23 protein-coding genes, 1 riboswitch and 1 other annotated feature are annotated in these 19,920 nt (G+C 38.3%); of the genes, 21 read left to right on the top strand and 2 right to left on the bottom strand.

The annotated features are described in order from the left end of the window. Positions 1-4: 4 nt before the first annotated feature. The 3 genes from PCY11_RS01680 (at position 5) to PCY11_RS01670 (ending at position 4,612) form a co-directional block, all read left to right on the top strand. Positions 5-1,492: a DUF2142 domain-containing protein gene (locus PCY11_RS01680; protein ID WP_049471995.1), complete on the top strand. Its 1,488-nt coding sequence runs from the start codon at positions 5-7 to the stop codon at positions 1,490-1,492. Positions 1,493-1,515: 23 nt separating this feature from the next. Beyond that, positions 1,516-4,041, top strand: coding sequence for an LTA synthase family protein (locus PCY11_RS01675; RefSeq protein ID WP_301362360.1), 2,526 nt, complete (start codon positions 1,516-1,518; stop codon positions 4,039-4,041). Positions 4,042-4,135: 94 nt separating this feature from the next. Continuing rightward, positions 4,136-4,612, top strand: coding sequence for an EbsA family protein (locus PCY11_RS01670; protein ID WP_049522867.1), 477 nt, complete (start codon positions 4,136-4,138; stop codon positions 4,610-4,612). A 9-nt stretch (positions 4,613-4,621) separates the two neighbouring features. Here PCY11_RS01670 and PCY11_RS01665 read toward each other — a convergent pair whose 3' ends face one another. Beyond that, complete coding sequence (locus tag PCY11_RS01665; RefSeq protein WP_003003472.1) at positions 4,622-4,822, bottom strand: ferredoxin; 201 nt, start codon at positions 4,820-4,822, stop codon at positions 4,622-4,624. 45 nt (positions 4,823-4,867) lie between these two features. Here PCY11_RS01665 and PCY11_RS01660 point away from each other — a divergent pair, with 45 nt between their 5' ends. From PCY11_RS01660 to PCY11_RS01580, 17 genes are all read left to right on the top strand, one after another. Next, complete coding sequence (locus PCY11_RS01660; protein ID WP_003006692.1) at positions 4,868-5,323, top strand: SAG1386/EF1546 family surface-associated protein; 456 nt, start codon at positions 4,868-4,870, stop codon at positions 5,321-5,323. Between the two features lie 14 nt (positions 5,324-5,337). Beyond that, positions 5,338-6,018, top strand: coding sequence for a (d)CMP kinase (cmk, locus tag PCY11_RS01655; RefSeq protein WP_070586083.1), 681 nt, complete (start codon positions 5,338-5,340; stop codon positions 6,016-6,018). Positions 6,019-6,041: 23 nt separating this feature from the next. Beyond that, positions 6,042-6,170, top strand: a sequence feature (ribosomal protein L20 leader region). 16 nt (positions 6,171-6,186) lie between these two features. Further along, positions 6,187-6,717, top strand: a complete 531-nt coding sequence (gene infC, locus PCY11_RS01650; protein ID WP_003003721.1) for a translation initiation factor IF-3 — start codon at positions 6,187-6,189, stop codon at positions 6,715-6,717. 33 nt (positions 6,718-6,750) lie between these two features. After that, the gene (gene rpmI, locus PCY11_RS01645; RefSeq protein ID WP_003003453.1) at positions 6,751-6,951 is read left to right on the top strand and encodes a 50S ribosomal protein L35; all 201 of its coding nucleotides are present in this window, start codon (positions 6,751-6,753) and stop codon (positions 6,949-6,951) included. 49 nt (positions 6,952-7,000) lie between these two features. Then, positions 7,001-7,360: a 50S ribosomal protein L20 gene (gene rplT / locus PCY11_RS01640; RefSeq protein ID WP_000124830.1), complete on the top strand. Its 360-nt coding sequence runs from the start codon at positions 7,001-7,003 to the stop codon at positions 7,358-7,360. A 252-nt stretch (positions 7,361-7,612) separates the two neighbouring features. Continuing rightward, positions 7,613-8,080 (top strand): deaminase, encoded by a 468-nt coding sequence (locus PCY11_RS01635; protein WP_049490930.1) that lies wholly within the window; start codon positions 7,613-7,615, stop codon positions 8,078-8,080. 171 nt (positions 8,081-8,251) lie between these two features. Further along, complete coding sequence (locus tag PCY11_RS01630; RefSeq protein ID WP_031574154.1) at positions 8,252-8,692, top strand: hypothetical protein; 441 nt, start codon at positions 8,252-8,254, stop codon at positions 8,690-8,692. Between the two features lie 135 nt (positions 8,693-8,827). Continuing rightward, positions 8,828-9,259, top strand: coding sequence for a hypothetical protein (locus PCY11_RS01625; RefSeq protein ID WP_031574151.1), 432 nt, complete (start codon positions 8,828-8,830; stop codon positions 9,257-9,259). Between the two features lie 143 nt (positions 9,260-9,402). Then, positions 9,403-10,629 (top strand): ABC transporter permease, encoded by a 1,227-nt coding sequence (locus PCY11_RS01620; protein WP_301362359.1) that lies wholly within the window; start codon positions 9,403-9,405, stop codon positions 10,627-10,629. Between the two features lie 399 nt (positions 10,630-11,028). Beyond that, positions 11,029-12,219: a methionine adenosyltransferase gene (gene metK, locus PCY11_RS01615; RefSeq protein ID WP_049485733.1), complete on the top strand. Its 1,191-nt coding sequence runs from the start codon at positions 11,029-11,031 to the stop codon at positions 12,217-12,219. Positions 12,220-12,411: 192 nt separating this feature from the next. Beyond that, positions 12,412-13,671 (top strand): UDP-N-acetylglucosamine 1-carboxyvinyltransferase, encoded by a 1,260-nt coding sequence (locus tag PCY11_RS01610; protein WP_049471988.1) that lies wholly within the window; start codon positions 12,412-12,414, stop codon positions 13,669-13,671. 56 nt (positions 13,672-13,727) lie between these two features. After that, the gene (locus PCY11_RS01605; protein ID WP_024055817.1) at positions 13,728-14,279 is read left to right on the top strand and encodes a GNAT family N-acetyltransferase; all 552 of its coding nucleotides are present in this window, start codon (positions 13,728-13,730) and stop codon (positions 14,277-14,279) included. Next, complete coding sequence (gene spxR, locus PCY11_RS01600; protein ID WP_070845464.1) at positions 14,272-15,549, top strand: CBS-HotDog domain-containing transcription factor SpxR; 1,278 nt, start codon at positions 14,272-14,274, stop codon at positions 15,547-15,549. Before PCY11_RS01605 ends, spxR begins: the two co-directional genes overlap by 8 nt. Positions 15,550-15,570: 21 nt before the next feature. Further along, positions 15,571-16,431, top strand: a complete 861-nt coding sequence (locus PCY11_RS01595) for a methionyl aminopeptidase (RefSeq protein WP_049474762.1) — start codon at positions 15,571-15,573, stop codon at positions 16,429-16,431. A gap of 82 nt (positions 16,432-16,513) precedes the next feature. Continuing rightward, complete coding sequence (locus tag PCY11_RS01590; protein ID WP_070845465.1) at positions 16,514-17,488, top strand: YihY/virulence factor BrkB family protein; 975 nt, start codon at positions 16,514-16,516, stop codon at positions 17,486-17,488. A gap of 95 nt (positions 17,489-17,583) precedes the next feature. After that, on the top strand, positions 17,584-18,048 hold the full coding sequence (locus PCY11_RS01585; protein WP_070845466.1) for a MarR family winged helix-turn-helix transcriptional regulator: 465 nt from the start codon (positions 17,584-17,586) through the stop codon (positions 18,046-18,048). After that, a complete protein-coding gene (locus PCY11_RS01580) occupies positions 18,045-18,752 on the top strand; it encodes a B3/4 domain-containing protein (RefSeq protein WP_045759323.1) in 708 nt (235 codons plus the stop codon). The genes PCY11_RS01585 and PCY11_RS01580 overlap by 4 nt, the downstream gene beginning before the upstream one ends. Before the next feature lie 24 nt (positions 18,753-18,776). On the opposite strand, the gene PCY11_RS01575 is transcribed toward PCY11_RS01580, so the two are convergent. Continuing rightward, positions 18,777-19,220 carry a GtrA family protein gene (locus PCY11_RS01575; RefSeq protein WP_049485730.1) on the bottom strand — a complete coding sequence of 148 codons (444 nt, stop codon included), beginning with the start codon at positions 19,218-19,220 and terminating at the stop codon, positions 18,777-18,779. Positions 19,221-19,248: 28 nt separating this feature from the next. Further along, a riboswitch (PreQ1 riboswitch) is annotated at positions 19,249-19,355 on the top strand. Here PCY11_RS01575 and PCY11_RS01570 point away from each other — a divergent pair. Then, entirely contained in the window at positions 19,353-19,862 is a 510-nt protein-coding gene (locus PCY11_RS01570; protein ID WP_023917840.1) for a QueT transporter family protein, read from the top strand. It overlaps the preceding riboswitch by 3 nt. Positions 19,863-19,920: the final 58 nt, after the last annotated feature.

Genomic DNA, 19,920 nt, shown 5'->3' with positions numbered 1-19,920 from the left:
TTATATGGGAGTTATTGATAAGACTAAAATTAGAAATATTTTAATCGCTATATTTTTAGTATTATTTTCAAGAGTGTTTTTGGCCAGTTTATTTCAGTTTACTATCAATCTCAAAATTATACTATTAATTATTAGTATTGTAATTTATTTTATTCTTTTTGATCCAAAAGATAAAAAGAAATTGCCAATTAATGCTTTTTTTCTGATAATTATTTTCGGTAGTGTAATTTCAGTAGTGAAACCAGTCCAATATGGATTAGATGAAGAGTCTCATTTACCAAACGTAATCAGTATTTCGGATAGTCCTATTTTTAAATATTCTAATGAGAAATTGGAAGATTATAATTCAGTTTTTAAATATGATGCACTAAGAAATCCTAGTAAAAAAGATAAAAATTATTGGTTCAATGTTGAGCATAAGGAAAGTAAAATTAAAGGAGTAAGAGTTGGATTTGATAATCCAGCCTTTATTCCTAGTGCAATTGGATGGAATATAGGTAGATTAATCTCTAAAAAAGTGTTTGTTTCCTATTATTTGGGAAGAATCTTCGAAGTCATAGCATATGCCATTCTAGTATTTATTGCATTAAAAATCAGCAAAGTTTATAGAGAAGCGATATATTTATTTTCTACATTCCCTGCAGTATTGTACATTATAGCAGGTTATCATTATGATTATTTATATTTTGGAGCAACTTTAATTAGTCTTGCTATATTGACAAATATTCTATCAGGTGAACGTAAAATTGATAGAAAATATGCTTTTGTATTTCAATGCTCTACATTACTATTTTCATTTGCAAAATTTCCGTTTGTATTAATTGGAAGTCTATTTTCAATATTGCCAAATAAGTATTATCAGGATAAATCAGTAAGAAAATTCAGTTCAATCCTGTTTGGTTTAAATTTATTCATTTCCTTTACATACGTTGGAATCATTAAATTGTTTGCTTCAGACAATGCTTTGTCAGGCAAAGGACCAGGACTATTATATTTTGTAACACATCCATTACCATTAATTAGAACTTTACTTTTAGCGCCATACGGTATTATTCATGATTTTGTTTCTGAACCATTGAAATATGTTTCAGAATCGTCTCCGTTTTTAATTGCAATTTCGATAGTTACTTTCTTTTTTGCTATGTTTGTCATTGCATTAAAAAATAAAATTGAAATGCCAACATTTTTTAAATATTACTGTCTTCTTTTACTTGCAGGTATTGCCTCATTAATAGTAATTGCTATTTCAGGAGATCCTAGGGTATACCACAAAGGTGATATTACTGTAGGTGGTGTACAAGGTCGTTATTATTATTTTATTCTGATGTTTTTGCCACTTTTTTGTGGATCATGGTTTAGAAAATTATTTGGTTTTTTAGATATGACCATTCAAAATGAAGATTCGAATTTTGAATGTAGTTTGCAATATATGTTAGTGTATTTAAATATTTTAACAATTAGTATCGGAATATACACTCAATTGCAGGGATAAAAAATTTATAGGAAGGATAAAAAATGAAGAGAAAGAGGAAATTAGATTTAAGAGATTTTCTTTTTAAAATTTATAATAAAATAACAAGAACACAAAAGTACTGTATAGCTCTCTTTCTTTTATTTTTTATAAGCAATACTTTCTTAACACAAAATTTGATTTCTAAAGAGATCAAATCAACAGGATCTGTATTATTCTTAGTTAATCAGTTTGGAATTTGGTTTGGAATTGCCTTCTTAATTCTAGTTTTACTAATTTCACAATACGCTTTAAAATGGATTTTTTTCCTTAAAATTTTAGTTTCATACGTAATCTATTTAATACTATCATACTCGATTGATGTTTCGCTTAATATTAATAATCCTAGTTATAAGATTGATCATTTTGAAAAAAACAATTTTTGGCAATTTAATTCTCTAGTATTTATTTTGTCATTGTTAGTGATTTCTTATGTTTTGGGTCAGATCAAAAAATCATATGATAATAAAGCGAATAGAAAAAAATTAGAACCTATTGGGAAAATGTTCGAATATGTCTTGCATTCTAGCGTAGTTTGTTCGTTCATTTTTACTGATTCTAAAATTCTTTCTTTTTTGTATCGTACATCATGGTATGTATCTGGAAATTTTGAGAAATTAGGAGCAGGAAAGTACTCCTTGAGCCAATTTTGGATTTTAGAATTTCATTTGCTACTCTTAAGTTTTTTCCTGACTTTAGTTGGCTTGCTTTTTGTAAAAGGACAAGTTGATGTAGTAAAAAATAGGTCTAGTTTTTCGCTAGCTGCATTTACAAGTATTAGTCTTGCAATATTATTTAATACAGGAATTCAATTGGGTCTAGGCCATGGGGAACCTTTGGTTGGATACTCAATATTTCCTGGAGGTGTAATATTTCAGATATTGTGTTTATCTTATCTGTTTATTTTTCTATATATTATCTTTAATAGATATTTATTTACGACAATATTGATTTTATTTGGTGGGGTTCTGTTTATTGTTGCTAATGCTATAAAATTTAGTATGCGTGCGGAACCAATTTTGCCAAGTGATTTGGTCTGGGTATTTCAACCTTCTGTTTTATTTAGTTTTGTAGATGCTTCGGTTTTAATGACTGTGAGTATTTCCTTAGTCATTTTTACGTTTATCTATATAATAGGACGGAGATATATTTATCCAGGTAGAATTATTCGTGCAACGATCTTAAGATTTGTTTTATTAGGACTTATGATCTTATTGTCCATTAATGTTTATTCTATTTTCAAAAGAAAAGATAATGGTAAAATTATTGATGACGTTCCGATTATTACTTTGTTAAATAATTTCCAAGATACAAAATGGTTAGGAAATTCCATAAATGCTAGATATCGATCGTTGTCCTATGTTTGGTTAAATCAAATCACAACAGATCCAATTATAGAACCGAAGGGATATAGTAAAGAAAAAATCAAAGAAATTGAGAAGAAATATGATCAAGTAGCTTTCGAAATCAATAAAAATAGAAATGAGTTAATTGATAATCAAACAATTGTTTATGTTTTAAGTGAGAGTTTTGCTGACCCATCAAGAATTGAAGGGGTAAATTTATCTAGAAATCCTATACCAAAAATTCAAGAAATTAAGACAAAAGTTACAAGTGGATTAATGCAATCAGATGGTTATGGTGGTGGAACCGCAAATATGGAGTTTCAAACATTGACAGGGTTACCTTTTTATAATATTAATCCGACAGTTTCTGTATTATACTCAGAGGTTGCTCCTAAAATGAGAAGACTAATTTCAGTTAGTGATTCATTTAATAATAAAGAAGTTATTCATTTCGAATCTCCAATTAATTATTCTAGAAATGTGATTTACAATAGATTGAAATTCAATAAATTTATAAGCATTGATGATAAAAAGAATTATGATTTAGGTTATCAAGAAGTACATATAAGCGATGAATCTACGTATAAGGCAGTATTAAAAGAGATGGATGCTAAAAAGAATCAATTCTTTTCTGTCATTACGATTCAAAATCACTCCCCATTTATAGCAGGAGAACCTTCAGACTTAACAGCAACAGGCAACGGTTTTTCAGATGATGAAAATACCAAGTTAACGAATTATTCACGTCTTTTAACCTTTACCGACACCGCCACCCAATCCTTCCTAGAAAGTCTTTCTAAAATAGATAAGAAGATTACAGTGGTATTCTATGGAGATCACTTGCCAGGACTTTATCCAGAGTCCGCTTTTAAGAATAATCCAGAGAGTCAGTATCAGACAGACTACTTCATTTGGAGTAATTTTGATGCACCGAAATTGAACTATCCTTTGGTCAATTCAAGTGATTTCTCTGCTATGGTCTTTGAACAGACCAATTCAAAAGTTTCGCCTTACTATGCTTTGTTGACGGAAGTGCTGAAAAAAGCAAGTGTCGATAAAAAGGCCTTAGAAGGGGAAGCGCAAGAAATTGCAGAGGATTTGAAAATGGTTGAATACGACCTGATTAGTGGGAAAGGTTACCTTTCTAAAGACTTCTTTAAAGTCCCAACCAACAAATCCAATTAAAAGGAGTGCTAGCAGGTAAAAATCTTTGTGATTTTGGCTGTCTGGCTCCCTTTTTTTTGTTTTTTATGCTAAACTATTAGATGGGGGTACGCTCATGATTAAGATATTTGGAAAGGTCCATTATCATTGGCAACCGGACTTATCTATTCTTGTGACTTATTGGTCCATTGCAGTGATTCCGGTCTTTATTGGACTGGCCTTGATGTATGAGAGCTCTAGTGTGCCAACGCTAGTTTTGTTTTCGTTCTTTTTATTTATGGCCTTGCTCGCAATTGGGGTCCATCGTTACTTCACGATCTATGAGGATGGGATCTTACGGATTATTACAGCCAATCCTTTTACTCCAATCAAGGTGCAGATTGACTCGATCGAAAAGGTCGAAGTTAATAAGAAATCGATCAAGCTCATATTTAATGATGGATCGCGCAGTCGAACATTCTGTATGCGTAAATGGCCGAAAAAATACTTTATCAATGCACTTGCTTTAAATCCTTATTTTAAGGGAGAAGTAATCCTGACGGACAATTTCATCCATGTGGATTACTACGAGATGTATTATGCAAACAAATAAAAAGCCCTCTTAATCTTTTAAGAGAGCACGAGTGGGGCATTCTTTAATAGCCTCGAGAACATCGTTTGTGACAGGAACTTCCTTTTCAAGGAGGTCGTCCTCTTCAGCAGCAAATTTAACGATGCCATTGTCATGGTAATCAAATAATTCAGAATAGGTCTGACAGAGACCGCAAGCGATGCAACGATCTGGAATTAACGTAACTTTCATACTTCTATTGTAATGATTTTTACGAGAAAAAACAAGGAGGAAGTCATGGCAAAAGAACCATGGGAAGAAGATATTTACGATGATGGAGAAGAAACATTGAAAAGAACGAGTAAGTTAAACGGAATCAAGGCAGATCGTCTATTGACGATTTTAGCCATTATTTTCTTTGTAGTAGTAGTGGCGATGGTCTGCTTGTTGATTTTCCTTTCAACAGGTGGCAGCAATAAATCAAAACAAATGTCTGGTTTCTACAATGGAGAGACTAAGGTTGAACAGAAATCATCAGCCCCTGCAGCACAAACTGACCAAGCGGCTAAAGACGATAGTTCAAAAGATGAGAACTCTGAAGAAGGTACGATCACTGTTCAAGCAGGTGAAGGGGAAGCAGCAATTGCTGCGCGTGCTGGTATTTCCATTGCCCAATTGGAACAGTTAAATCCATCTCACATGTCTACAGGATCATGGTATGCGAATCCTGGTGATGTCGTTAAGATTCAGTAGGAGTTGAGGACAGCATGAAACAAATTCAAATTGCCATTGATGGACCGGCTTCTAGTGGAAAATCTACAGTTGCAAAGATCATTGCCAAGGATCTAGGCTATACGTATCTAGACACAGGAGCTATGTACCGTGCAGCGACTTACCTAGCTTTGCAAAATAATCTGACAGCTGAGCAGGTTGATGACCTCTTAGCCCTTTTAGATCAGTATCCAATTAGTTTCGGTCGTTCGGAAGAAGGAGAGCAGCTTGTCTTTGTAGCGGACGTGGATATTACTCACCCGATTCGCGATAACCAAGTGACCAACAATGTTTCATGGGTTGCAGCGCTTGCGCCGATCCGTGAAAAACTTGTCACTCTACAGCAAGAAATTGCAGCAGAGGGGGGCATCGTTATGGATGGACGCGATATTGGGACAGTCGTCCTTCCACATGCAGAGTTGAAGATCTTTTTGGTCGCTTCTGTTGAGGAGCGGGCAGAACGTCGTTATAAGGAAAATGTTGAAAAGGGCATCACAGCGGATCTTGAATTGTTGAAAAAAGAAATCGCTGAGCGGGACTATAAGGACAGCCACCGTGCCGTTTCTCCTTTGAAACCTGCAGCTGATGCCATTCATTTTGACACAACGGGTGTTGGAATTGCAGACGTTGTTGCATTTATTGAAGAAAAAGCAAAAAAACTTCTTGACAAAGAATAAAAAACTTGATATCATATAAAAGTTGAGAAAAGCAGAAGTGAGAACTTCTCGCCTTGTGACGCAAGTTGCCTGGCCCCTACGGATCAAGTTTCAGTAATGAAATACATCATGTAGTTCGGGCCTGTTTTGCAGGTCCGTTCTTTGTTTTTCTCGAATAATAAAAAAGAGGTGAAAACCATAGCAAAGCAAGACTTATTCATCAATGATGAAATTCGTGTACGTGAAGTTCGCTTAATCGGTCTTGAAGGTGAGCAATTGGGTATCAAACCACTTAGCGAAGCGCAAGCACTTGCGGACGATGCTAATGTTGACTTGGTTCTCATTCAACCTCAAGCTAAACCTCCTGTTGCGAAAATTATGGACTACGGTAAGTTCAAATTTGAGTACCAGAAGAAGCAAAAAGAACAACGCAAAAAACAAAGCGTTGTGACCGTGAAAGAAGTTCGTTTGAGCCCAGTGATTGACAAGGGTGATTTCGATACAAAACTTCGCAATGCTCGCAAATTCCTTGAAAAAGGAAATAAAGTGAAGGTATCCATTCGCTTTAAGGGTCGTATGATTACCCACAAAGAGATTGGTGCTAAAGTTTTAGCCGACTTCGCTGAAGCGACACAAGATGTGGCGATCATCGAACAACGAGCTAAGATGGATGGACGTCAAATGTTCATGCAATTGGCGCCAGCAACTGACAAGAAATAATCTGTCAGAAAGTTAAAAAAAGGAGAAAATATCATGCCAAAACAAAAAACACACCGCGCATCAGCTAAACGTTTCAAACGTACAGGTTCTGGTGGACTTAAACGTTTCCGTGCTTACACTTCTCACCGTTTCCACGGAAAAACTAAGAAACAACGTCGTCATCTTCGTAAAGCATCTATGGTGCATGCAGGAGATTTCAAACGTATCAAAGCAATGCTTACTCGCTTGAAATAATTGCGTATTCGTAAGTAAAGAATTCTAGGAAATATTGGAGGAAATATAAATGGCACGTGTTAAAGGTGGCGTTGTATCACGCAAACGTCGTAAACGTATTCTTAAATTAGCTAAAGGTTACTATGGAGCTAAACATATCTTGTTCCGTACTGCAAAAGAACAAGTAATGAACTCTTACTACTATGCATACCGTGACCGTCGTCAAAAGAAACGTGACTTCCGTAAATTGTGGATCACACGTATCAATGCGGCAGCTCGTTTGAACGGACTTTCATACTCACAATTGATGCATGGTTTGAAATTGGCTGAGATCGAAGTTAACCGTAAAATGCTTGCTGACTTGGCTGTTAACGATGCAGCGGCTTTCACAGCTCTTGCAGATGCAGCTAAAGCAAAACTTGGTAAATAATATTTACAATAGGCTGGGCAAAAGTTGTCCAGCCTTTGATGTATGATAGAAATAACTGTATGACGCAGTGGTTGATTGGTATCTTTATTCGCTTTTTAAGCTCTAAAGATGACCTAATCAACTGTGCGGGGGTGGGAAAACGAACTCTTTTTTACTAGTCAGAGTTCTTTCCCACTCCCTTTTTTTCTTGTTGATTTCATGCTATAATGAAAATAATCGTAACCGATATGAGGAGAGATGGAGGATATAAAGGTGACACACAATCGACTAGCATGGGATGAATATTTTGCAGCACAGGCCTTACTGATTTCGAATCGAGCGACATGTAATAGAGCGAAAGTAGGTGCTGTTCTAGTTAAGGATAATAAGGTCATTGCAACCGGGTATAATGGGTCTGTTTCTGGGACAGATCACTGTTTAGAGGATGGCTGCCTCATGGTCGAGGGACACTGTGTCCGGACGATTCATGCGGAAGTCAATGCTATTTTGCAAGGAGCTGAACGTGGAATTCCTAAAGGCTTTACAGCTTATGTGACGCATTTTCCTTGTCTCAATTGTACCAAGCAGTTGCTTCAAGTCGGTTGCAAGCGGGTGGTGTATATCCATCAGTACCGCATTGATGAATATGCCGAGTATCTTTACCGTGAAAAAGAAGTAGAACTGGTCAATTTACCAATTGAAGAAGTGAAACGAGCTATTGCTGAGGCTGATTTTATTTAGGGAAGGCTTCCCAACTATTTCATGATATATTAGCAATCTAATTGAAAACCTGTCCAAATTAATGTTTAAGAGATAGCATTGAATAGATGGCTATCATGAAAAGAATAATGGAATCAAGTATAATGGTGTTAACGGAAAAACATAAAAATATAAGAAAGGTAGGAGAAAGTGATGACAAACCAAGAGAAACATCTTGAGGAAAATAAAGAACATAGTAAGATCAGTGAAGATTATCCCAATTCTGTATCTGTTCAGAATCCTCCAAAAGAAAATAGCTTACATTCTATTCTTCTTTCAGTAACCTTTTACCTATCCATTATCTATCTTGTATTGTTTGTCTTTTTCTTTGCACCTTGGGGTGATGGTTGGGGATTTGTCGTTTTGATTTTCCTTGGTCCAAACTTATTAAGTCTTGCGATTGGAGCCTTTCTAATTCGACTAGGGATGAAGAAGGGGAATAAAAGCCTTCTCTATGCGAGTATTGGACTCTATCTGCTGTCTATCATCTTGGCTTTTGATCCGGACTGGGAAATATTTCGAATTGCTCCCTTATGTTTAGGTATTTTGGATTTAATCGGAACACTCCTGGTTAAAGAAGTGAAAAGCTCTTAATTAAAAAATGGATATGGTCAACTCTACTCAATAAAAAATATTCGGGTCGATTAAAGCCCTAGTTAAATCAGTTCTTCCGCTCTATTTTTAAGCGCTATTATTTGAAAGAATAACTAAAAATGTTTGGAGAAAGTTATGACAGATCAACAAAAAAATCCTGAAGTAGATAAAGAAAATGAAGCATATGCTTCAGATGAAAGTCTTTTTCCGAACAATGAAATGAAGCCAGAGAAGAGAATTGGAAATTCTGTAATCCTTTCTATTGCTTTGTTCTTGGCCATTGTTTATATCGTTTTACTTTTATTAGGTCTCTTTTCAATGGGAGCGTGGGCTGGTGGCTTTTTGTACTTTTTGGGAATCCATATGATTAGCTTTGTGATAGCAACCATCCTGCTTTGGAATGGAATAGTGAATGCCAATAAAGCAACTCTTTATATGGCAGTAGCTATTTATGTTTTTTCATTTATTGCTGCGGGTGATCCGGATTGGGTGATTAATCATATACCACCGTTTGTGGTAGGAGTGCTGGTATTGATTGGAACTGTATTGTTAAAAAATGGAGACTGATGATAGGAGGTAGGGTGATAAATCCTATCTTTTTTATTTATTTATTTAGTACTGATAACGCAATAGGAAAACGGTTACAAATTGTGTTATAATTTAAATAAATGAATCGTTACATACTTTTCTTAGAAAGTGGAGGAGAATCTATGTCTAGAAAAAAATGGTATGGTATACTGCTAATTCTTGAAGCAATTCTTTATCTTGTTTCTTATGGTAGTAGTCTAGTAGAGAGCTATAATGCCCAAAATTTAAATGGAGATATACCACTGTTCACTGCCTCTAGTATTTTTTCTATATGGAATGGAATGATTATTTGCTGGTTAATTTGGAGAATCATGAAGCAACGTTTAAATGTTGAAGGATTGATAGCTGTTCTTCTCCTCTCAATTACTCAACTACTGATGTTTTTTTTACCACCTTTTTCCCCAACAAATCTGCTGAACATTTCCTTTGTGCTAAATATCATTTGTTTAATATGGATTTGGTTGCTTATAAAGAATGTAGAAATGAGGGAGCTTTTAAACAATTGGAAAAGTAAAGATGGTTGGAAATCATCGATAGCTTATTTAGTACTATTTGTTGCCTCTACAAATATTTCTCCACTATTTATATTGATTGGTATGGATAGAACGAGTGATATTTACGCTTTTACACTTCGATACAGTGTAATGGAGTTAATGTTTTTACTTCTGATTAATGTTATGATCACAAGTACAAGTGATAAACTTCAGAAAGTCTTTTCTCTTTTGCTCATTTTATCTTCCCTTGTTGAGATAGGTATAGTATACTCTTTCATCACTCGTATAAGTTTTTACGGTCTCTTTTATCTTCTCTTATCGATTTATATTGCTTGTCGTGTTTTTGGTTTGTTTGAGAAAGTTGCAGATAGCTGGGAGTCCAAGGTGAAAGTACAAGATCTATCATCTATTGAAACTAAATCAGAGATGGAAAACTCTCAAGTAGAAGGAGAGATAGATGTAAACGATCTGTTGAATGCTGATATACAATCAAACAATGATAAAGAAAATTCGCCAAAGAGGATCATTCTTCATTCGTCTTGGTTATGGAGCGCCCTTATAATAGCAGTCTGTCACCTTGGTATTATGATTTTTCCTTTATTTTTAGGAAACCCCATGTATCTACTGATCTTATATATTGGTGCCATCCATTATATTTGTTTTATGATTGCGACTTTCATCCTTTTCATAGCTATGAGGAATGGAAATGTGGGTCTCTTAAATACATCAGCCGTCTTATTTATTGTTTCCATCATAGGTACGCTAGATCCTTATTGGACAGGTCCAAATATTTTATCCTTGGTTTTAGGAGTCCTGGTATTTATTGGAGGTATATTATTTAAAAATGGAGACTGAGTAAAGTAGATAGGGTTGAAAATTTTTAAAGAACTGTTATCATTTAAGTAGATGGTAGGTTTTTGAGTACCCATTGGTACGCGGACGCCTACCATTTTTGAAGATAAAAAAAGCACCGTGTGAGGGTACTAGATCTTGCCTGCTGAACTCGTCAATTGATAGATACCCTAGTGGGTATTTTTTGTGAACTTTTTAGGAACTTTGAGGACTGTTTAAGTCAGTTTAACTGGGTAGTGCATAGACCGAAAAAGCTGATTTAATGGGCTTTTTGAAAAATCATTTTCCATATCATATGTAATGTGTTATAATGAAGTGTTATATGGTCCCGATAAGGTGGTAGAAATCTTCTATCAGTACTTTGTAACTCTATAACAATATTTTTTAAGGGGGGACATTTTTATGTCAGAACGTAAACTTTTCACGTCTGAATCAGTATCTGAGGGGCATCCAGATAAGATTGCAGACCAAATTTCAGATGCTATTTTAGATGCTATTTTAGAGCAAGATCCAGAAGCTCACGTGGCTGCCGAAACAGCTGTTTATACTGGTTCCGTGCATGTCTTTGGCGAGATTTCAACGACTGCTTATGTGGATATTAATCGTGTGGTTCGTGATACCATTGCAGAGATTGGTTATACTAATACGGAATATGGATTCTCAGCTGAAACTGTAGGAGTACACCCATCTTTGGTGGAACAATCTCCTGATATTGCCCAAGGGGTTAATGAAGCCTTGGAAGTTCGTGGGAATGCAGATCAAGATCCACTTGATTTGATCGGAGCAGGAGACCAAGGTCTCATGTTTGGTTTTGCAGTGGATGAAACAGAAGAACTCATGCCATTACCGATTTCACTCAGCCACAAGTTGGTTCGTCGTTTGGCAGAGCTTCGTAAGTCTGGGGAAATTAGCTATCTTCGTCCAGATGCCAAGTCACAGGTTACTGTCGAGTACGATGAAAATGACCAGCCAGTGCGCGTGGATACAGTGGTTATTTCAACTCAACACGATCCAGATGTCAGCAATGAACAAATCCACGAAGATGTGATTAACAAGGTCATCAAGGAAGTGATTCCAGCTTCTTATCTAGATGAGGAGACCAAATTCTTCATCAACCCAACTGGTCGCTTTGTTATCGGTGGACCTCAAGGGGATTCCGGTTTGACAGGTCGTAAGATCATCGTGGATACTTATGGTGGTTATTCACGTCACGGTGGTGGGGCCTTCTCTGGTAAAGATGCCACTAAGGTAGACCGTTCTGCTTCTTATGCAGCTCGCTACATTGCCAAAAACATCGTAGCGGCAGGTCTTGCTAAGAAAGCAGAAGTGCAATTGGCTTATGCCATTGGGGTTGCTCAACCTGTCTCTGTTCGTATTGATACCTTCGGTACTGGAACAGTCGCTGAAAGTAAGCTTGAAAAAGCAGCACGTGAGCTCTTTGATCTTCGTCCTGCAGGGATTATCCAAATGCTGGATTTGAAACGTCCAATCTACCGTCAAACAGCAGCATACGGCCATATGGGACGGACAGATATCGACCTTCCATGGGAACGTTTGGACAAGGTAGAAGCCTTGAAAGAAGCTGTAAAATAATTAGTTGAAATGGAAAAGTTAGGGTCAAGTTGATCCTAGCTTTTTTTCGTTTTGAAAATTCCTACAGATGGAAAAATAGGTCGATCTGTGGTATAATAGATGCAGTATTTTGAATACGTTGTCCCTTTTATTTCCGTTACAAAAAACGATAGTAAAAGGAAAAAGACTTGAAAGAGCTAATAAATTATTAAGATGAAAAAAATTGTAATAAATGGTGGTCGCCCTCTAAAAGGAGAGGTGACCATTAGTGGTGCAAAAAATAGTGTAGTAGCCCTGATTCCGGCGACCATTCTGGCGGACGATATCGTGACCCTTGATGGGGTACCGGATATTTCCGACGTGGCGAGTCTGATTGAAATCATGACCATCATGGGGGCTAAGATCGAGCGTAAAGAAGACAGTTTGATCATTGATCCACGTGGGGTGAAGAATATGCCCATGCCATTTGGAAAGATCAATAGTTTGCGAGCTTCCTATTATTTCTATGGCAGTTTGTTAGGACGCTATGGTCAAGCAACTGTTGGGCTTCCTGGTGGGTGTGACCTTGGACCACGTCCGATTGATTTGCATTTGAAGGCCTTTGAAGCGATGGGAGCCGCTATGACCATGGATGGCTCTAGTATGAAACTTGCGACTGATGGCAAGCCTCTTCAAGGAGCTAACATTTACATGGATACTGTTAGTGTCGGTGCAACGATCAATACGATTTTGGCAGCGGTCAAAGCTGAAGGTCGGACAGTGATCGAAAATGCGGCTCGAGAACCTGAAATTATCGATGTGGTAACCTTGCTCAACAACATGGGAGCTCATATTCGTGGAGCAGGAACAGACATTATTATCATTGATGGTGTTCCACAATTGCATGGAACGAGACATCAGGTGATTCCAGATCGTATCGAAGCAGGAACCTATATTGCCCTTGCAGCTGCTATTGGGGAAGGTATTCAGATCAATAATGTCCTGTATGAGCATTTAGAGAGCTATATTGCTAAGTTAGAGGAAATGGGTGTGCGCATGACCATTTCTGAAGATAGCATCTTTGTAGAAAAGCAGACGGGCTTGAAGGCCATCCAGATCAAAACGTCTCCTTATCCTGGTTTTGCGACTGATTTGCAACAACCGATCACACCTTTGCTCTTAACGGCTGCAGGACGTGGTCGAATTGTTGATACGATTTATGAAAAACGGGTCAACCATGTGCCAGAATTGGCTAAAATGGGGGCCACCATTTCGACCTTGAACGACCACATTATCTATGAAGGGCCAAATCAACTGACAGGATCCAGTGTGAAAGCGACGGATCTTCGAGCTGGTGCGGCTTTAGTGATTGCAGGTCTCATGGCTTCTGGAACAACAGAAATTACAAATGTGGAATACATCCTTCGCGGGTATTCAGATATTATTCATAAATTGACCCAACTTGGAGCAGACATCCAGTTGGTAGAGGAATAGTGACAGAACTAGGGATCTGATAGTGGCGGCTGGATACACGAACAATGGAGTTTGAAATGAATATTTGGACGCACTTAGCTGCCTATTCACTAATTGAAACACAAAGGTTGTATTTACGACCTTTTCTCTTTGAGGATGCGGAAGATTTTTATAAGATTGCTTCGAATCCTGATAACCTACAATTTATCTTTCCTGCACAAGCCGATCTTTCTGAAACTCAATATGTACTAGCCAACTATTTCATGAAAAATCCTTTGGGGGTTTGGGCGATCTGTGATCAGGAAACCAATCAGATGATCGGTTCGATCAAGTTTGAAAAGTTGGATGAAATCAAGGGTGAGGCTGAGTTAGGCTACTTTTTACGCAAAGATTTTTGGGGAAAGGGTCTGATGACAGAAGCGGTCAAAGAGTTGGTCTATCTATCATTTGAGAAATTTCAACTGAAGGAGCTTAAGATTGTCACCCATGTTGAAAATGCAGGGAGTCAAAAGGTCGCTTTGAAGGCTGGTTTTCGTCTCTTTCGTCAATTCAAAGGGAGTGACCGCTATACGCGTAAAATGCGCGATTATTATGATTTCCGCCTAGGTAGAGGGGACTTCTATGAGTAAACACCAAGAGATTTTAGACTATCTCGAAAAATTACCGATTGGAAAACGGGTCAGTGTCCGCAGTATCTCCAATTTTTTGAATGTCAGTGATGGGACGGCCTATCGTGCCATTAAAGAAGCTGAAAATCAAGGAATTGTAGAAACGCGTCCTAGAAGCGGGACCATCCGTGTCAAATCGAAAAAAGCTGTACTAGAGCACTTGACTTATCGGGAAATTTTAGAAATCACCGGTTCTGAAATATTAGCTGGTGAAGAGGGACTCGAAAAAGAATTTAATAAATTTTATATCGGTGCCATGACAGAAAAGCACGTCCTTGACTATGTGTCTGAAGGGGGGCTTTTGATCGTGGGTGACCGCACTAGCATCCAACGATTGGCTCTTAAGCATGACAATGCGGTCTTAGTGACGGGTGGCTTTGAAGTGAGTGAGGATGTGATTGATCTGGCCAATCAGGTACAAATCCCAGTCATCCGAACTTCACACGATACCTATACCGTCGCGACCATGATCAATAAGGCTTTGTCTAACATGCAGATCAAGACGGATATCTTGACAGTCGAGCAGGTCTATCGGCCCTTCCATGAGTACGGCTATCTTTCTGAGACGGATACGGTCCGGGATTATTTAGATTTGGTTCGAAAGAATCGCTTTAGTCGTTTTCCGGTTGTCAATCAGCACCAGATGGTAGTGGGCGTCGTAACCATGAGAGATGCTGGAGATAAGGCGCCTCAGACGACCCTTGATAAGGTGATGTCACGGACCATTTTTACCACTAATTTGTCCACCAGCATTGCGACGATTAGCCAGCGGATGATTGCTGAAGATTATGAGATGATTCCTGTGATTCGCACTAACCAGACCTTGCTGGGTGTCATTACACGTCGGGATGTCATGGATCGGATTAGCAAGGTGCAATTTTCGAGCTTGCCAACCTTTAGTGAGCAAATCGGTCAAAAGATTCAAGCAGAGAACGACCATTACCAATTCACAGTAGAGCCAAGTATGTTGGAGAAAAGTGGTGTTTTGGCCAATGGGGTCATGATCGAAGTGCTGATGAAGGTTGTTCGCAAGATGATGCAACACAGTGGGCGTAGCTTGATCGTCGAACAGCTGATCATCAATTTTTTACAAGCTGTGCAGGTGGACGATGTGATCCGCATTGAACCACAACTAGTTCGACGAACCAGACGTTCGGCCTTGGTTGATTTTAGCTTGTATTTAGATCTGCAGTTAGTTGCGAAAGCAACCATTACAATTAAGATTAATTAAACAAAAAGAAATGAGAAGACAATGATTACATTAAAATCACAACGTGAAATTGAAGCCATGGATCGTGCAGGTGATTTCCTTGCCAGCATCCATATTGGATTACGTGACTTGATCAAGCCAGGGCTTGACCTATGGGAAGTAGAAGAATATGTCCGTCGTCGCTGTAAAGAAGCCAATGTCTTGCCGCTTCAAATCGGTGTAGAAGGTAGTCTCATGGACTATCCTTATGCGACTTGCTGTGGTTTGAATGACGAAGTAGCCCATGCTTTTCCACGTCATGTCATTCTCAAAGATGGTGATCTCCTCAAGGTAGACATGGTCTTGTCAGAACCACTGGATAAATCTGTTTTGGATGTATCGAAATTAGATTTTGACAATGTGGCGCAAATGAAGAAATACACTGAGTCCTATACTGGTGGCTTGGCGGACTCTTGCTGGGCTTATGCGGTTGGAAATGTTTCGCAAGAAGTCAAAGATTTGATGGACGTGACCAAAGAATGTCTCTATAAGGGAATTGAGAAAGCGGTCGTTGGCAATCGCTTGGGAGATATTGGTGCAGCGATTCAAGAGTATGCGGAAAGCAAAGGCTATGGCGTGGTGCGTGATTTGGTCGGACACGGTGTCGGGCCTACCATGCATGAAGAACCAATGGTCCCGCATTATGGTCGTGCTGGACGCGGTCTTCGCTTACGTGAAGGGATGGTCTTGACGATTGAGCCAATGATCAATACCGGTACTTGGGAGATTGATACAGATATGGAAACTGGTTGGGCCCATAAGACCCTTGACGGTGGCCTTTCTTGTCAATACGAGCATCAATTTGTGATTACAAAAGATGGTCCGGTGATCTTGACCAGTCAAGGTGAAGAAGGAACATACTAAAACTAGAGAGGAAAGAATGGAGCTGAAGGCAAGTGTCTGGTTTCGCTCTTTGCTCTTTTTTAGTAAAATGGGGAGGTGACGAATGAAAAAGGTCCTACAAAAAATACTGGGACAGCCATTTATAAAGGGCTTCGTGCGGTTTTATCAGAGTGCAGAGTCTGATATCACTAGCATTGCGGTGGCCTATTATTTGCTGATCTCCATTTTCCCTTTGATGCTGATTGCAGCCAATATTTTACCCTACTTTCATATTCGTCCCACTCAGATTCTTTTAAGCTTACAAAAAGTCTTGCCAGCCTCCTTATATCGAATAGTGGCACAGATGATTTCGAGTGTCTTGACCAAACCTTCGACAGGCTTACTGAGTTTCTCGATTATTTCTGCTTTGTGGATCTTCTCTCAGAGCATTGCCTACCTCCAAAAAGCCTATAACAAGAGTTATGGGGTGGAAAAGGAGCGTGGTATTATCTGGGGGCGACTCTTTAGCTTTCTGATCAGTTTTGCCTTGCAGGGCTTGTTTGGACTTTCGCTGATCCTTTCCATGTTTGGAAAAATGATCGTTCGCTATCTCTATCAGACCTTTTCATTTGATCGGACGATTTATGTGCGTTTACTGAATTTGACAGAGCCGACCATCTACCTCTTACTCTTTGTTAGTCTGGTCTTGCTCTATTACACCCTTCCAAATGTCAAAATTCCAAAATTTAGATATGTATTGCCAGGGGCGACCTTTGTTGTTGCTGTCCTGTATGCGATCTTAAATATCTTTTGGAAATATGTGGATCGCTATGTGAGTCATTTCTTAGATGCTCGTTTCTTTGGTTCGGTCGTCCTAGCGGTCATTATGTTCTGGTTCATCTTGGTAGCTAAAATCATGATTATTGGTTGTATTTTAAACGCCAGTATCCAATTTGCCAGAGAAGCCAAGTTCCAAACGCGCAGTGGAGAAATTGTCTCTAAGTTAAAATCAGAAGAAGTGGACTTTCGGCATAGAGAAGTTTCATTAAAATTAAAACAACGATTACGTCTAAAAAATAGAGATAAAAGGAAAGAATAGAAATCAGATGGTATCTGGTTTCTTTTTTTGTTGGTTTTTATTGCATTTGCAACAAAAATATGTTACTCTATTTCTAACAAGAAAGGAGGAGTGGGATGAGTATTTTGCGTGAGATTGGTATCATTGCGCGCGCTCTGGATTCTATTGCAAATATCGAATTTAGAGATTTAGATTTAGCACGTGGTCAATATCTCTATCTGGTGCGAATTGCAGAGCAACCTGGAATGATTCAGGAAGAACTCTCTGACCTCTTGAAAGTAGATCGATCCACCGTTGCAAGGTCCGTAAAAAAACTAGAAGAACGTGGCTTGATTCAGCAACGTCCGAGAGGAGAAAATCTCAAAACAAAGGAATGGGAGTTAACTGAAAAAGGTAAGCAGATTTACCCCTTCATTTTAGGGGAGCATCTTTACTCTGAGAGAACTGCTTTAAAAGGCTTTTCCAAAAAAGAAGTCGCACAGTTAGAAGAGTACCTCATCCGAGTTCGTGAGAATATCACCTTGGATTGGGAACTAGTTAAAAAAGGTCAAAAAAGAAATTATAGTGAGGTAAAGCAATGAAAGTGACAGTCGATCAAGCATTTTGGGATTTATTTCCAACAGCTAGAATTACAGTGATGTCCTTGTATGGCATTGATAATACGGTAGATGAAGCCAAGGATCCTTATTTCAAAGAATTGTTGGACAAGGGTGCCAAAAGAGCATGGGAATTTATCGATGAAGAAAACTATACCCAGAGTGGGTTCGTTCAAGAGTGGCGCCAAGCTTTTAGCAAGTTTAAAACAAAAAAAGGAGCCCGATCTTCCATCGAAGCACTATTAAAACGGGTTCACCAAGGTCGTGAATTTTATCCGATTAATCCCTTGGTTGATTTATACAATAGTGTGTCTATGGCTTATGCCCTTCCATGTGGAGGAGAAGACATGGATAAATTAGTGGGTGGACTCTCTCTAGGACAAGCGAAAGGAGGCGAACCGTTCTTTCCATTAGGAGCTGAAGAAGATGCGCCAGCTTTGGAAGGGGAGATCATCTACTATGACCAAGAAGGAGCTGTTTGTCGTTGCTTGAATTGGCGTGAGGCTCAAAGAACCATGCTAACTGAAGATACGAAGGACGCTATTTTGGTGATTGAAGCTATCAATGAGGAGCAGGCCAAACGTGCACAAACAGCTATGCAAGAATTGAAAGACCTAGCCAAGGATTATTTTGGGGTCGAAGGAACGATCTATCAATTAAGTGCAGAGCATGCAAGTATAGAAGTTTAAAATAATAAGGCTGAAACAATCGTTTCAAGCCTTGTTTTTATTTTTAAAGACAAAGAGTTTACTAAAGACATAATTGAGGACCACTATAGCAACTTGAGCAAAGAGGGTTTCAATCAGATTGATCTGACTCTTGTTGTTGTGGACAAATTGCCCGATGATTCCTGGGAATTGCTTGACAAAAATCTCGGTCAAGGCCATGTCTAGTATAAAGGTCCCAGAGCGGGCAATCGCAAATCGGATCAAGCGCTGAAACCAGCCCTTTCTTTCTTGTTTAAAGACAATGGTATCGTTGGTCGCAAAGGCAAAGAGGATCCCAGCGATGTTTCCAATCGCGGTCGCTAATCGTTCATCACGAGACACTTGATAGATGAAGAGGCGGGTTCCGACGGAAACAATGGTTGTGGCAACCCCAAAAAAGAGATAGGATAAAATTTCATTATCAAAAAATTTTTTAATTAGTATTTTCATAAATTCAGTCTACCATAAAACCTCAAAATATGCTATACTTGAAAGGTTGAAGAAATCAAACCTTCAACCCTTGGTGCTTAAGATCCTTTCGCCAAGCATATTACACGCGGAAAAACCGCTAAAGGAGAATAGATGAAACAGTTAACTGCTCGTGATATGGCGCAAATTGCCATTGTTGCTGCGATTTATATCGTATTGACCATTACCCCACCTCTCAATGCTATGGCCTACTATGGCTATCAATTCCGTGTTTCGGAGATGATGAATTTCTTAGCCTTCTACAATAAGAAGTACTTGATTGGAGTGACGCTTGGTTGTATGATTGCTAACTTATTTAGTTTTGGGTGGATCGATGTCTTTGTTGGTGGAGGTTCAACCTTTGTCTTCCTAGGACTTGGACTCATTCTATTTGGTCGTTTTAAAAACAAGTTCTTGTTTGACGGTCTTATTCGGTTGGACCATTTCTTGTTTGCGATTTTCTTTTCCATTTCCATGTTTACGATTGCCTTGGAACTTTATTACCTTCAAGGCCAACCATTCTTCTATAACTGGTTGACCATGGGAGTGGGTGAATTTGCATCCTTGATTTTTGGAGCGATTGTGATCAATCAACTTTCTAAGCGGATTGATTTTACAAAATAAGAAAAGGGAGCTTTGGCTCCTTTTTTTCATGCTAAGAATGCAGTAAATTCAAGGCTAA

Origin of the sequence: Streptococcus sp. SP8 (genome assembly GCF_030440045.1) — a bacterium.
GTDB lineage: Bacteria > Bacillota > Bacilli > Lactobacillales > Streptococcaceae > Streptococcus > Streptococcus parasanguinis_I.
The sequence above is the reverse complement of the archived record's forward strand: the minus strand, read 5'-3'. Positions and strand labels throughout refer to the sequence as shown.

Coding starts and splice junctions, on each gene's coding strand:
- PCY11_RS01575 (WP_049485730.1), bottom strand. CDS start 19,220: ATGAAAATACTAATTAAAAAATTTTTTGATAATGAAATTTTATCCTAT.
- rpmI (WP_003003453.1), top strand. CDS start 6,751: ATGCCAAAACAAAAAACACACCGCGCATCAGCTAAACGTTTCAAACGT.
- PCY11_RS01680 (WP_049471995.1), top strand. CDS start 5: ATGGGAGTTATTGATAAGACTAAAATTAGAAATATTTTAATCGCTATA.
- cmk (WP_070586083.1), top strand. CDS start 5,338: ATGAAACAAATTCAAATTGCCATTGATGGACCGGCTTCTAGTGGAAAA.
- spxR (WP_070845464.1), top strand. CDS start 14,272: ATGAGTAAACACCAAGAGATTTTAGACTATCTCGAAAAATTACCGATT.
- rplT (WP_000124830.1), top strand. CDS start 7,001: ATGGCACGTGTTAAAGGTGGCGTTGTATCACGCAAACGTCGTAAACGT.
- PCY11_RS01675 (WP_301362360.1), top strand. CDS start 1,516: ATGAAGAGAAAGAGGAAATTAGATTTAAGAGATTTTCTTTTTAAAATT.
- PCY11_RS01580 (WP_045759323.1), top strand. CDS start 18,045: ATGAAAGTGACAGTCGATCAAGCATTTTGGGATTTATTTCCAACAGCT.
- PCY11_RS01605 (WP_024055817.1), top strand. CDS start 13,728: ATGAATATTTGGACGCACTTAGCTGCCTATTCACTAATTGAAACACAA.
- PCY11_RS01665 (WP_003003472.1), bottom strand. CDS start 4,822: ATGAAAGTTACGTTAATTCCAGATCGTTGCATCGCTTGCGGTCTCTGT.
- PCY11_RS01660 (WP_003006692.1), top strand. CDS start 4,868: ATGGCAAAAGAACCATGGGAAGAAGATATTTACGATGATGGAGAAGAA.
- metK (WP_049485733.1), top strand. CDS start 11,029: ATGTCAGAACGTAAACTTTTCACGTCTGAATCAGTATCTGAGGGGCAT.
- PCY11_RS01620 (WP_301362359.1), top strand. CDS start 9,403: ATGTCTAGAAAAAAATGGTATGGTATACTGCTAATTCTTGAAGCAATT.
- PCY11_RS01570 (WP_023917840.1), top strand. CDS start 19,353: ATGAAACAGTTAACTGCTCGTGATATGGCGCAAATTGCCATTGTTGCT.
- PCY11_RS01585 (WP_070845466.1), top strand. CDS start 17,584: ATGAGTATTTTGCGTGAGATTGGTATCATTGCGCGCGCTCTGGATTCT.
- PCY11_RS01630 (WP_031574154.1), top strand. CDS start 8,252: ATGACAAACCAAGAGAAACATCTTGAGGAAAATAAAGAACATAGTAAG.
- PCY11_RS01595 (WP_049474762.1), top strand. CDS start 15,571: ATGATTACATTAAAATCACAACGTGAAATTGAAGCCATGGATCGTGCA.
- PCY11_RS01610 (WP_049471988.1), top strand. CDS start 12,412: ATGAAAAAAATTGTAATAAATGGTGGTCGCCCTCTAAAAGGAGAGGTG.
- PCY11_RS01670 (WP_049522867.1), top strand. CDS start 4,136: ATGATTAAGATATTTGGAAAGGTCCATTATCATTGGCAACCGGACTTA.
- PCY11_RS01625 (WP_031574151.1), top strand. CDS start 8,828: ATGACAGATCAACAAAAAAATCCTGAAGTAGATAAAGAAAATGAAGCA.
- PCY11_RS01590 (WP_070845465.1), top strand. CDS start 16,514: ATGAAAAAGGTCCTACAAAAAATACTGGGACAGCCATTTATAAAGGGC.